The sequence below is a fragment of the Microbacterium meiriae genome (genome assembly GCF_025143875.1).
Taxonomy (GTDB): domain Bacteria; phylum Actinomycetota; class Actinomycetes; order Actinomycetales; family Microbacteriaceae; genus Microbacterium; species Microbacterium meiriae.
Window position 1 is genome coordinate 159,594 of the sequence record NZ_JAMBDU010000003.1, and the last position, 12,336, is coordinate 171,929.

Here is a 12,336-nt window from a genome sequence, read left to right on the forward strand (position 1 = left end):
GTGCGGGAGCGCCTGATCTCCCGCGTTCGCCTGAGCCCGCGCAGGTGGAAAGATGGTCTCTCATGGACATGCCTGACGAGAAGCCCGCCGAACGCTCCGCAGGATCGACCCGTCCGCGCACCGACGCCGTCGTGACCGGGACGCACCGCCAGGCCGCGAAGGCCTCCGAGACCGCGCGCAAGATCGTCCGCGACATCACGACGGTCCCGCCGCGCAGCGTGCACCCGGCGCTCGTCCCCGGGGTCTCGGTCGAGGAGACGGGGCGCACCTACCGCACGGACCCGCTGGTCTTCGGCGTCGCCGCCGCGTTCGCCCTCGCCTTCATCGCCTGGGGCGTGTTCGCGGGGGACAACCTCGCCGGCACGACCAGCACGGTGCTGGCCTGGGTGGTCGAGTACTTCGGCTTCTTCTTCACGACGATCGCCACGATCATCCTCGTCTTCATGCTGTTCGTCGGGTTCAGCAAGTACGGGCGCATCCCCCTCGGCCGCGACGACGAGGAGCCCGAGTTCTCGATGTTCTCGTGGATCTCGATGCTCTTCGCGGCGGGCATGGGCATCGGCCTGGTGTTCTGGGGCGCCGCCGAGCCGCTGACGTTCTTCGAGAACCCGCCGCCCGGCACCGTCGAGGCGAACACCCTCGAGGCCATGCACACCGCGCAGACCCAGGTGCTGTACCACTGGGGCCCGCAGGCCTGGGCGTTCTACGCGCTCGTCGGTGGAGCCATCGCCTACGGCGCCTACCGCCGCGGTCGTACGCCGCTGATCTCGTCGATCTTCGCCCCGCTGCTGGGCGAGAACCGCACGACGGGTCCGGTCGGCCGCACGATCGACATCTTCTCCATCATCGTGACGCTGTTCGGCACGGCCGCCTCGCTCGGCCTCGGGGCGCTGCAGATCGGCCACGGCGTCGAGATCATCAGCGGAGCCGGACCCCTCGGCAACGGCATCCTCATCGCGGTCATCGCCGTGCTCACGGCGTGCTTCATCGCCTCCGCCGTGTCGGGCGTCTCCAAGGGCATCCGCGCGCTGTCGAACATCAACGCCGTCGTCGCCATCCTGCTGGCGTTCTTCGTCTTCTTCGTCGGTCCGACGCTGCTGATCCTCAATGTCATCCCGTCGGTCGCGGTCCAGTTCCTCGGTGACCTGCCGACCATGATCGGCCGCTCCGCCTCGCAGGGTGAGGCCGCGCAGGCCTTCCTGTCGAGCTGGACGATCTTCTACTGGGCGTGGTGGATCTCGTGGTCGCCCTTCGTCGGGATGTTCATCGCGAAGATCTCGCGCGGCCGCACGCTCCGTCAGTTCGTGTCGGTCGTCATCGTGGTGCCCTCCGCGATCTCGCTCGTGTGGTTCGCGATCTTCGGCACCACGGCCATCCAGCAGCAGATGGACGGCGCGGGCCTCGTGGTCGACCCGCCGGAGGAAGTGCTGTTCGGGGTACTGGAGAACCTCCCGTTCCCGCTCGTGACCAGCATCGTCCTGATCATCCTCATCGCGATCTTCTTCATCACCGGCGCCGACTCCGCCTCGCTCGTCATGGGCACGCTGTCGCAGCAGGGCCGCCCGGAGCCGTCGCGCTGGGTCGCCGTCGTCTGGGGTGTGCTCGTGGGCGTCATCGCGGCGGTGCTGCTCGTCAGCGGGGCCGAGGGCAGCGGACTGCAGTCGCTGCAGAACGCGACGATCATCGCGGCGCTGCCGTTCGCGATCATCATGGCGTTCATGATGATCGCGTTCATGAAGGATCTCCGGCGCGATCCGCTGATCCTGCGCGACCGGTATGCTCGCGCCGCCGTCCGGCACAGCGTCATGGCCGGGCTCGAGGAGTACGGCGACGACTTCGCCCTCGTGCCCGTCGAGTACGACCACTCGGAGGACGACCTCGCCTGGATCGACGAGGACACCGTCGACGACACGCTCGCCGAGGTCTACGAAGCGGCGACCGAGGCGATCGACATCATCCCGCCGGCCGAGGTGGACGCCGCCGTCGAGGCCGCGATGGACGCCCCCGCCGACAAGGACTGAGCGCGAGAGCTCAGGCGCTCACGCCGGGTCAGGCACTTCCGCGCGGAAGGCGCCTGAACCGGCGTGATCGCCTGACTCGGCGGCCGCGGTGATCCGTGCGGCCATGCCGGAGAAGATGAGTCCGTGGAAGGGCAGCACGGCGAGCCAGTACAGCCGGCCGAGGAGGCCGCGGGGGAAGAACACGGCGCGCTGTTCGTAGCGGGCGCCCTCGCCGTCGGGCACCGCGCGCAGTTCGAGCCAGGCCTCGCCCGGCACCTTCATCTCCGCGCGGAGCCGCAGCAGATGGCCTTCCTCGGTCTGCTCCACCGCCTCCACGCGCCAGAAGTCGATCGCATCCCCGACCCGGGCGGCGGTACGGCTGCGGCGTCCGCGGCTGAGGCCCACGCCGCCGACCACGCGGTCCATGAGCCCCCGCACCGCCCAGAGCAGTGGCGACGAGTACCAACCGTTCTCCCCGCCGATCCCGAGGATGACGCGCCACAGCTCCGCGACGGATGCGCGCGTCGCGACCGACCGCTTATCCGTGAAGACGGTCCGTCCCGCCCAGTCGGGGTCGCTCGGCAGCGGGTCGCTCGGCGCTCCGGACACCTCGGCGTCCTGCCAGCTCGTCTCCACGGCGTCCGCGTCCACCCGACCGAGGGCCAGCGCCACAGACCGGCGATACGGCGTGAGGCCGCCCTCGGGCCGCGGGATGAGTGCGTCGACGGCATGATCCTTCATGATGCACTCGTTCTGCAGCGAGGCCACCAGGGGCCGGGCGATGGAGCGCGGCACCGGCGTGACGAGGTTCACCCAGTGCGACGCGAGCTCCGGCGTCAGCACAGGAAGGGCCGCGATGGCGCGCTGCCGCAGTCCGGCCTCCACCGCGTACCCGTTCATCATCTGGCCGTAGCGCAGCACATCCGGTCCGCCGATGTCGACGGCGCGATTGACACCCGCGTCGACCCGCGCCGCGCCGAGCAGATAGTGCAGCACGTCGCGGACGGCGATCGGCTGGATCCGGTTGCGCACCCACTTCGGCGCCGGCATGTACGGCAGCACGTCGGTGAGGTGCCGGATCATCTCGAAGGACGCCGAGCCGGAGCCGATCACCACGCCCGCCTGCAGGACGAGGGTGGGCACCCCGGACTCCAGGAAGATCTCCCCGACGTGGACCCGGGAGCGGAGGTGCGGGGAGAGCTTCACGTCGTCCGGGTGCAGGCCGCCGAGGTAGACGATCCGCCGGACCCCGGCTCGGGCAGCCGCCGTGGCGACGGTGGTCGCCGCGCGCTCGTCGCTCTCCTCGAAGCCCGTGCCGGCCGACATGGAGTGGATGAGGTAGTACACGACGTCGACGTCGTCCATCGCGGAGGCCACGGCGTGCTCGTCGTCGGCGGACCCCTCGAAGATCTCGCACTCCTCGCCCCAGCCGAAGGAGGCCGCACGAGCGGCATCTCGCGCGAGGACCCGGACCCGGTAGCCGGCGTTCAGCAGGCGCGGTGTCAGGCGGCCGCCGATGTAGCCGGTGGCGCCGAGCACGAGCGCGCGCGGCGCGGAGCCGTCGCCGCGCGGGATCGCCCGCAGGGCGTCCTCGCGACCGGTGGGCTGGGTGAGCTCGCTCATGCTCCGAGCGTAGATCCCGGGGCCGACACGCGGAACGGGCTTGCGCCCCCAGCATCGCGCCGTCACGACATGCTCGCGAGCACCCCGGAGACACGGTACGGTCGTATCCGTGACTTCAATCGAATCGATTCGACGAGCACCCGCGGACGTCGCCACCCGTCGGGCGCGCATCGCCGTCTCGGCGCTGTTCCTCACGAACGGCGCCCTGTTCGCGAACATCCTGCCGCGGTACCCCGAGATCAAGGCCGCCCTCGGCCTCGACAACCTCGGCTACGGTCTCGCGCTCGCCGCCTTCCCCGCCGGCGCGATCGCGGCCGGACTTCTGGCGGCCACGCTGATCCGTCGCTTCGGGTCGGCGCGCATCGCGGTCATCGGCACCGTCCTCACGAGCCTCGGTCTGCTGTCGGCGGCGCTGTCTCCGACCGGCGTCCTCTTCGCGATCGCGCTCTTCGTCGGCGGAGCCTCCGACGCCATCACCGATGTCGCGCAGAACGCCCACGGCCTGCGCGTGCAACGGCGGTACGGGCGCTCCATCATCAACTCCTTCCACGCCATCTGGTCCATCGGCGCGGTGCTCGGCGGAGTGATGGCGGCGGGCGCGATCGCGCTGCAGCTCCCGCTCGCCGTCCACCTGGGGATCTCGACCGCGGTGTTCGCCACGGTCGCCCTCGTCGCCCTCCGCTTCTGCCTTCCGGGCCGCGACGACGAGACGGAGGAGGACGCCGTGGCGGAACCGGTGGAGATCTCCGGCGCTGTCCGTCGCGGCATCCCGGCGCGGACGGTGGTGGCCGTGATCGCCCTGACCCTCATCGCGATGGCCGGCGCCATCGCCGAAGACGCCGGCAACTCGTGGGCCACGCTCTACCTCGGCGACTCCCTGGGGGCGGCAGCCGCGGTCGCGCCGCTCGGGTTCATCGCTCTCGTCGGCGCGCAGTTCGTCGGGCGTCTGCTCGGCGATCCGATGACCGACCGCTTCGGACAGCGCTGGGTGGCGCGGGTCGGCGGCCTCATCGCCGCCCTCGGGATGACCCTCGCTCTGCTGTTCCCGAGCGTGCCCGGCACGATCCTCGGGTTCGCGGCTGTCGGCTTCGGCATCGCCACCCTCATCCCCGCCGCGATGCATGCCGCCGATGAGCTCCCGGGGCTGCGGCCCGGTGTCGGGCTCACCGTGGTGTCCTGGCTGCTCCGGCTCGGCTTCCTGCTGTCGCCGCCGTTCGTCGGATGGCTGGCGGAGACGCAGAGCCTTCGCGCAGGGCTCGTGGTGGCGCCGGTCGCGGCGCTCGTGGCGGTGCTGCTCGCAGGCTTCCTGGACAAGCGGCGCCCGCGGAACGCGTCGGACTAGGCCGGCTCGTCCACGAGGTCGGCGCCGCTGTGCACGGCGTCCGCCTCGGCGGCCTCCTGGATCGCGGCGGTCATCCCGACGAGGAACCGCATCACGACCACGCGCTCGTCGTCGGAGAGGTCGTCCACGAGGGAGAGCATCCGGCGGTGCATCGCCCCGAGCGTCGCCCGCACCTCGTCGTCGCTGCTCACGGTCGGCACGACGATGCCGGCGCGACGGTCGGTGGGGTGGGGTTCGCGGCGCGCGTGCCCGCCCTTCTCCAGCCGGTCGATGAGTGTGGTCGTCGACGCCGTGGAGATGTCCAGCGTGCGGGCCAGGTCGATCGGGCGCACGATGCGTCCCGCCTTCTGCTCGCGCAGCAGGAACCGGAGGGCGACGAGGTCGGTCTCGTTCATCCCCATGGACGCGCGCGTGCGGGCGCGCATCGCCGTCTCGGCGCTGCGGTAGCGCCGCAGCATGTTGAGCACATCGACCGTGGTGGCGCGCTCGCTGTCGGGGTACCAGTACCCGGAGGCGTGGAACTCGCCGGTGCTGTCGGTCACGCGACCTCTCCTTCGTCGCTGGAACCGGCCTCCCGCTCGAGCATCTCCATCGCGCCGGTCTCGACCTCTGCGGGGACGATGCGCAGGAGCCCGCCCGTGATCGCGTCGGTCTCGGCGCTGATGATCTGCTCGATCCGGCGTCGCGAGACGGAGGGGAAGAGTTCCTCCAGACGGGCGAGCAGATCGGCGTAGCGGATGTACGACGCCTCCTCGAGACTCAGTCGCTCCGGCATGGCATCCTTTCGGGGGCAGACTTCCATCTTCGCATCTCCGGAAGTCCTGGTCGCCCCCGAATATCGCTAGTCAGCCTTACTGTCAGTCAGTCGAGGTACCATGGGAAGCGGGGAAGGAGGATCTCTGCATGGGGAACATCAGTACCGACGTCACGACCTCGGCGCTCGCGCGCGATGTCGACGATTTCCGTCGCGCCGACGCGCAGTTGAACCGCCGTCTCGCCGCCCGCCGCGAGCCCAACGATACCGACCGCGCGGCGATGCACTTCATCAGCACGGCGCCCGTCGAGAAGCCGGTCACTCCCCGCGATCTCGCCACGTACCTCGGCATCAGCACCGCCGCCGTCACGAGTGTCGTGCGACGGATGTCCGAGCGGGGGCAGATCGTCGTCGCCCCGCACCCCCTGGATGCCCGGTCCAAAGTTCTCCGTCCTTCGCTCCGTGATCTGCACGGTCACGGGGATGAGCTCACCCAGCGGGTCGCCGCCCTGGAGGAGGAGTTCTCCCCGGAGGAGGCCGCGGTGATCTCCCGCTTCCTGCGTCGACTCACCGACGAGCTCGGCGACCTTCCCTGATGGATTTGATTTAACTAGTTAAACTAGTAAACTATCCTCGTCCAGGTTTTCTGCCACGAGGAGAAGAACATGGGAACCCTCACCTACGCGAACCTCGCCGACCCGATCGAGATCGACGACGAGCTGCTCGCCCACCTTCGCGCCGCCACCGTGACCAAGCTGCGGCGCAACGAGCCGTTCGCGCTCACGGTGCAGACCGGCGCCGACCGCACCGAGACGCTGTGGATCCACGCGTCCATTCCGATCCGCTTCGTCGTCGAGACGTCGGTCACGCTCCAGCGGCCGCTGTTGGCCCGCCTCATGCAGGCCGCGGGCTCGACCGGCGGACTCGACCTCACCGACCCCGAGCTCTCGCTCGATGCGATGTCGCGCGAACTGCACGCGATGTCCGCCTGATAACGGAGGGGTGCACAACCTGCCTCATCGCCTCGGGATCCTCTTCAAGGGCTCTCGGATTCCCGGACGGTGACGGCTACGGCGAGAACGGAGCGGGGGCTCTGGATCGCCGACCGCGGCATCCGGCCGCCGGGATTCGGGTTCCCGGCAGCCGGATGCCGTTTCTTCGTCAGAGGGCGGTGTAGCCGCCGTCGACCAGGTGGTAGCTGCCGGTGATGAAGCTGGCCGCGTCGCTCGCGAGGAACACCACGAGGTTCGCCACCTCGTCCGCCTGGCCGAGGCGACCGATCGGGTGCTTCGACACGAGGAAGTCCTTCGCCTCGTCGCCCATGTTCGCCAGGAGCGGGGTGTCGATGAAGCCGGGGCCGACCGAGTTCACGCGGACGCCCTGCGCCGAGTACTCCAGAGCGGCGGTCTTCGTCATTCCGACGACGCCGTGCTTGGCGGTGACGTAGGCGGGGGAGCCTGCGAAGCCGACGCTGCCGAGGATCGAGGCGATGTTCACGACCGAGCCGCCGCCGTTGGCGAGGATCGACGGGATCTGCGCCTTCATGTTGCGGAAGACCGCGTTGAGGTTGATGGCGATCACCTTGTCCCACGCGTCTTCCTCATAGTCCGCGGTGGGCGCGGTGGCGCCGCCGATGCCGGCGTTGTTGACGCCGATGCGGAGCGGGGCGAGCGAGTTGGCGAGCTCGACCGACGAGGCGATCCAGGCCGGGTCCGTCGCGTCGCCGACCGACGCCTCCGCGGTGCCTCCGGCGGCGCGGATCTCCTCGACGACCGCGTTCGCGTTCTCCGCGTTCAGATCGTTCACGACCACCGCCGCGCCGTTCTGCGCCAGCAGCAGGGCGACCGAGCGGCCGATGCCGCTGCCCGCTCCTGTCACGATCGCCGAGCGGTTCGAGACGTCGTACTGAGCCACTTTCGGGCTCCTTCCCGGGCGGGCGCGGTGCCGGGAGATCTTCTCGGACGGTCCGTCCTTCCCTCCAGCCTACGCCCGGAATACCGGTGTGGATTCATGTGAATGGAAATGCTCGGCCGCCTGGCTACGCTGTGGGGACCGTCTGCCGCGGGAGTGCCGACTCCGGCGGGACGAATCCGGAGGAGGCGACCAGTGGATCCGCTCGCAGATGAGTCCGAAGGCTCTCCGCGGGCGGACGCGTTCTCGCCCCTCGCCCTGGTCGTCGTCGGGGAGGATGACGGCGTGGTCGTGCGCCGTCTGCGTGCGGCGCGGCCGGATGCGGTCGTGACGGGTCTCGGGCCCGTCGATGCGGCCACCGTGGCGCACGCCTCCGCGACGGCGCATCTCGTGCTCGGCATCGGCGAAGTGTCCGCCGGCGCGTGGTGCGACGCGGTTATCGCGGAGGGCGACGAGGACGGCCTGTCCCGCTTCTTCGCCCGAGCGGCGGAGGTCGAGGAGCGCCGGAGGGCTCGGCGACTCCCTCCGGACACGCCGCCGATCCTCGAGTCCTGGTCGCCGCGCTGGGCGGCGGATGCGGCCCGCCTCGGCGCTCGGATCGCCGCGGCATTCGACGGTGTCCTGGTGCGCGTCGATCACATCGGCTCGACGGCCGTGCCCGGGCTGCGCGCCAAGCCGATCATCGACCTCCAGGTGGGGGGGGCGCGACCTCGCGGACGCGGATGCCGCGGAGCAGCGCCTCGGGGACGCCGGCTTCGTGAACGTGCAGCGCATCGTGCCGGACGCGCCGGGCGTCTCCCGGGACAACGCGCGGACGGGCGGCGATCCGGACGAGTGGTCGAAACGCCTGTTCGCGAGCGTGGACGCCAGGGCCCGGGCGATCGTGCACGTGCGACGCGTCGGGGCGTCGAACTGGCGATACGCCCTCCTGTTCCGAGACTGGCTGCGGGCGGACCCGGAGGCGCGCGACGAGTACGCGGCGCTCAAGACCGCTCTGGCCTCCGCGCACCGGGGCGACTGTGACTTCGACGGCTACGCGCGGGCGAAGGACCACTGGTTCGACCGGGCGCAGGGGGAGATGGAGGCCTGGGCGCGGGTGACCGGGTGGGTGCCGGGCGGCCGTGGGGCGTGAGTGCCGCGAAGCACTCTTGACACGCTCGCGACGCGGGTCTAACGTACAACCAAATGGTTGCACAAACGGAGTTGAGCGAAGCGGAGGTCGACCGTGTGTTCCACGCACTGGCGACGTCGACCCGGCGGGACATCCTGCGCCGGACGATCGAGCGGGAGCAGTCCGTCTCGACCCTCGCCTCCGAGTACGAGATGTCGTTCGCCGCGGTCCAGAAGCATGTGGCCGTGCTCGAGGCGGCGAACCTCATCGTCAAGCGCGCCGAGGGACGCGAGCGGCTCGTCCGCGCGAACCCCGAGATGATCGCCCGCGCCAGGGCGCTCCTCGCCCGATACGAAGAGCTGTGGCGGTCGCGCATCGCCCGGCTCGACGATCTCCTGGCCGAGCCGTCCCCGCCCGCGGGGAAGCCGGCCCCCAACGACCCCACCAGCAGTCAACGCACCGAATCGCAAGGAGACTGACATGCCTGTCACGGACATCATCACGGATGCCGAGAACCTCACCATGACCGTCGTCGCCGACCTCGCCGCGCCCGTCGAGCGCGTCTGGGCCGCCTACACCGACCCGCAGCAGCTCGAGCGGTTCTGGGGTCCTCCCGGCTGGCCGGCCACCTTCACCCGGTGGGACCACACCGTCGGAGGCCGAGCCGTCTACACGATGAACGGTCCCCGCGGGGAGAAGGCCTCCGGCACGTGGGAGTTCCTGGAGATCGACGCGCCGCGCAGCTTCACGGTGCTCGACTCGTTCGCCGACGAGGACGGCACGCCGGACGCGAACCTCCCCTCCATGCGCATGACGTTCACGTTCGAGCCGACGGCCGAGGGCACGCGCATGGTCAACACGAGCCACTTCACGTCCGCCGAGGCGCTCGAGCAGGTCGTCGCGATGGGCGCCGTGGAGGGCACCCGGATGGCCATGGCCCAGCTCGACGCCGTGTTGCAGGACCTCCGCGACTACGCCCAGGGCAAGGGCACGCGGGTGGAGCTGCTGGACGACACGCACGTGCGCATCACCCGCCTCGTCGAGGGTCCGCGCGAGCTGGTGTGGCGCGCCCACTTCGAGCCCGAGCTCATCCGGCAGTGGATGCTCGGCCCGGACGGGTGGGAGATGACCGAGTGCGTGTCGGCGACCGAGGTCGGCCAGTCGTACCGGAACTCCTGGGCGCCCGTGGGCGACACGGAGGGTGAGCCGTTCGGATTCGAGGGGGAGGCGCTGCTGATCGACGCCCCGAAGCGCGCCGTCACCACCGAGCGGATGCAGGGCATGCCGACCGAGACGCTCAACGACCTCAACCTCTACGAGGAGGACGGCGCGACCCTCGTGACGGTGCTCATCGAGTACCCCGACAAGGAGACGCGGGACATGATCCTCGCCACCGGCATGGCCGACGGCATGGAGGCCTCGTTCGCGCGGCTGGAGCGGGAGCTGCTGTCCGTCTGACGCCCCGGCACTCGCGCCGGAACAGGCGGTTCTCATGGAGAGCCGCCTGTTCCGGCGCTTCTGCCTGTGCGAAAGCGGGATAAAGTGGCGGCACGATGAGGATCACGCGCCGTACCCTGCTCCTCGGCGCCGGAGCCGGTGCCGTCTCGGTGCTTCTCGCCTCCTGCACCCCGGAGCCGGAACCGACGCCGACCCCCACTCGCACGCGCGAACCGGAGCCGCCGCCCGGTGTCCCCGCCCCGAGCGGCAGTATCCGCAGCACCTGGACCACCGACCCCTTCGCCCGGGGTGCCGCGAGCTTCACTCCCGTGGGGGTGCTCGTCGCGACCCGCACGGCGCTCGCGCAGCCCGTCGACGACCGGCTCTTCTTCGCGGGCGAGGCGACCGACGACGAGGCGCCGGGTACCGTCCGCGGCGCCCTGCGGTCGGGCCGCCGTGCCGCTCGGGAGCTCACCGTCGCTGCGGAGGACGGCGAGCGGGTGGCCGTGATCGGCGCCGGGATCGCCGGGGCGACCGCCGCCGCGCAGCTCGCGGAGGACGGCCTGCAGGTGACGGTGTTCGAAGCGCGCGACCGCGTCGGCGGCCGGATCCTCTCCCGCACGGGCGACGACTGGCCGGTTCCGGTGCAGCTCGGCGCGTGGCTGTTCGGCGACGCCGACGCGGAGCTTCTCGATGCGATCGACGAGGGGGACATGGACCTCGTCGACCTCGACGGGGCGCGGTGGCGCTCGGCCGAGGGCGATGTCGACCCCGTGGATCCGCAGCCGGTGGAGACCGCGGTGACCACGGCACAGGCCGCCCCGCAGGACTCCTCGGTGGCGGACGCCCTGGTGGCGGCCGGCATCGACCCGGAGGATCCCGCGACCGCCGCCCTCCTCGCGCTCCTCGCCGCACGCACGGGCGCCGACGCCGCCGACCTGTCGAGCTGGTTCGCCCCGCCGCTCCCCGACGCAGCGCTGCAGGGCGTCGGCGACGATCTGACCCCGTTCATCGAGAGCACCTTGGACGGGGTGAAGGTCGGGCTGAGCTCCCCGGTCACCCGTCTCGCGTGGGACGACACCGGCGTGAGCGTGCGCCTCGGCACCGGCGAGGCCCTCTCCTTCGACCGGGTGCTGCTGACGGTGCCGCTCGGGGTGCTGCAGGAGCAGGGCATCGAGTTCGATCCGCCGCTGCCGTTCGACAACCGCGGCGCCGTGTCCGCGCTCGGCATGGGCGCGATCGAGACGGTGTGGCTGCGGTGGGACGAGCCGTTCTGGGACGGCGACGAGGCGATCTGGCACGCGGTCGGCGAGGACATCGCGATCCCCACGTGGATCAACCTCCGCCCCTCGACCGGCGAGAACGTGCTCGTCGGGATCGTTGGAGGCGCGGCGGCGCGGGAGTTCGCGGAGCTCGGGGAGGCCGAGGCCGTCGAGGCGGCGCTCGGGTCGCTGGCGCTCTACGCCTGAACCGTCTCACGTGCGGCCTCGGCCGGGGCGCTGTCCTCGGGCGGCGGCTCCGTACGAGCGCGGTCCCACGGGTCCGGCAGGCGGCTGATGAGCACGAGCGCGGTCGCCACCGTGGCGAAGACGGCCAGCGCGATCGCGCAGGAGAGCGTGAACTCGACCGGACCGCTGACCTGCCGCGGGTCGAGGAAGTAGTACGGATACCAGCCGATCAGCGGTCCGCGGATGAGTGTCGCGACGCCCCACAGCACCGGGTACGCCAGGGTCACCGGGATCACCCGCCACGGCACCGCCCGATGCCCGGGGGCCAGGGCCCAGGCCGCGACGGTCACCGCGGGCAGCCAGAAGTGCAGCACCTGATCCGACCACGGCACGTCGATGCGGATCCCCCGGACTCCGGCCTGCCAGACCAGGATCGCGAACACGAGTCCGGCGGTGATGGTCCAGGTGAGCACGAGCGCGAGCGCCACGGTGAGCCACCGCGGATCGCGGGCTCTCCGCAGCGCGAGGACTCCGGCGATGGTCAGGAGGACGACGAAGGCGATGTTCGACTGATTGGTCAGATACGCGAAGAAGTTCTGGCTCGCGATGGTGTTCGACGCGAGTCCCCACGCGAGGCGGTGGATCAGCGCGATGAGGCAGACGGCGGCGGCGGTGAGCCGGAGCAGGCCGAAGACGGTGCGCTTGTTCAC

Annotated in this window: 13 protein-coding genes and 1 pseudogene; 9 read left to right on the top strand and 5 right to left on the bottom strand. The window is 70.9% G+C overall.

The features are described 5' to 3' along the window. The first annotated feature begins 62 nt into the window (after positions 1–62). Positions 63–2,021, top strand: coding sequence for a BCCT family transporter (locus M4D53_RS03245; RefSeq protein ID WP_259951870.1), 1,959 nt, complete (start codon positions 63–65; stop codon positions 2,019–2,021). 18 nt (positions 2,022–2,039) lie between these two features. On the opposite strand, the gene M4D53_RS03250 is transcribed toward M4D53_RS03245, so the two are convergent. After that, positions 2,040–3,623 (bottom strand): SDR family oxidoreductase, encoded by a 1,584-nt coding sequence (locus tag M4D53_RS03250; protein WP_259951871.1) that lies wholly within the window; start codon positions 3,621–3,623, stop codon positions 2,040–2,042. 118 nt (positions 3,624–3,741) lie between these two features. Here M4D53_RS03250 and M4D53_RS03255 point away from each other — a divergent pair, with 118 nt between their 5' ends. Further along, positions 3,742–4,965, top strand: coding sequence for an MFS transporter (locus tag M4D53_RS03255; RefSeq protein ID WP_232089260.1), 1,224 nt, complete (start codon positions 3,742–3,744; stop codon positions 4,963–4,965). On the opposite strand, the gene M4D53_RS03260 is transcribed toward M4D53_RS03255, so the two are convergent. Together M4D53_RS03260 and M4D53_RS03265 are read right to left on the bottom strand one after the other, a co-directional pair. Then, the gene (locus M4D53_RS03260) at positions 4,962–5,507 is read right to left on the bottom strand and encodes a MarR family winged helix-turn-helix transcriptional regulator (RefSeq protein WP_232089158.1); all 546 of its coding nucleotides are present in this window, start codon (positions 5,505–5,507) and stop codon (positions 4,962–4,964) included. The two genes, M4D53_RS03255 and M4D53_RS03260, sit on opposite strands and share 4 nt — an antisense overlap. Then, positions 5,504–5,740, bottom strand: a complete 237-nt coding sequence (locus M4D53_RS03265) for a hypothetical protein (protein ID WP_187663005.1) — start codon at positions 5,738–5,740, stop codon at positions 5,504–5,506. The genes M4D53_RS03260 and M4D53_RS03265 overlap by 4 nt, the downstream gene beginning before the upstream one ends. 128 nt (positions 5,741–5,868) lie before the next feature. On the opposite strand from M4D53_RS03265, the gene M4D53_RS03270 reads away from it, so the two are divergent. Continuing rightward, positions 5,869–6,315 carry a MarR family winged helix-turn-helix transcriptional regulator gene (locus M4D53_RS03270; RefSeq protein WP_187663006.1) on the top strand — a complete coding sequence of 149 codons (447 nt, stop codon included), beginning with the start codon at positions 5,869–5,871 and terminating at the stop codon, positions 6,313–6,315. 69 nt (positions 6,316–6,384) lie between these two features. Then, positions 6,385–6,711, top strand: a complete 327-nt coding sequence (locus M4D53_RS03275; protein WP_187663007.1) for a DUF7882 family protein — start codon at positions 6,385–6,387, stop codon at positions 6,709–6,711. A gap of 169 nt (positions 6,712–6,880) precedes the next feature. Here the strand turns inward: M4D53_RS03275 and M4D53_RS03280 are convergent, their stop codons facing one another. Continuing rightward, positions 6,881–7,633: an SDR family NAD(P)-dependent oxidoreductase gene (locus M4D53_RS03280; protein ID WP_187663008.1), complete on the bottom strand. Its 753-nt coding sequence runs from the start codon at positions 7,631–7,633 to the stop codon at positions 6,881–6,883. 108 nt (positions 7,634–7,741) lie between these two features. Here M4D53_RS03280 and M4D53_RS17535 point away from each other — a divergent pair. From M4D53_RS17535 to M4D53_RS03300, 5 genes and pseudogenes are all read left to right on the top strand, one after another. Further along, positions 7,742–8,317: pseudogene (locus tag M4D53_RS17535) on the top strand (GrpB family protein); the annotation flags it as partial. Next, positions 8,205–8,762 carry a GrpB family protein gene (locus tag M4D53_RS03285; protein ID WP_259951875.1) on the top strand — a complete coding sequence of 186 codons (558 nt, stop codon included), beginning with the start codon at positions 8,205–8,207 and terminating at the stop codon, positions 8,760–8,762. The pseudogene M4D53_RS17535 and the gene M4D53_RS03285, both read left to right, overlap by 113 nt. A 53-nt stretch (positions 8,763–8,815) precedes the next feature. Beyond that, the gene (locus M4D53_RS03290; protein ID WP_259951877.1) at positions 8,816–9,220 is read left to right on the top strand and encodes an ArsR/SmtB family transcription factor; all 405 of its coding nucleotides are present in this window, start codon (positions 8,816–8,818) and stop codon (positions 9,218–9,220) included. 1 nt (position 9,221) lies between these two features. Further along, entirely contained in the window at positions 9,222–10,199 is a 978-nt protein-coding gene (locus tag M4D53_RS03295) for an SRPBCC family protein (protein ID WP_259951878.1), read from the top strand. 95 nt (positions 10,200–10,294) lie between these two features. Next, entirely contained in the window at positions 10,295–11,647 is a 1,353-nt protein-coding gene (locus M4D53_RS03300) for a flavin monoamine oxidase family protein (RefSeq protein ID WP_259951881.1), read from the top strand. On the opposite strand, the gene M4D53_RS03305 is transcribed toward M4D53_RS03300, so the two are convergent. Next, positions 11,638–12,336, bottom strand: coding sequence for a Pr6Pr family membrane protein (locus M4D53_RS03305; RefSeq protein WP_259951882.1), 699 nt, complete (start codon positions 12,334–12,336; stop codon positions 11,638–11,640). The two genes, M4D53_RS03300 and M4D53_RS03305, sit on opposite strands and share 10 nt — an antisense overlap.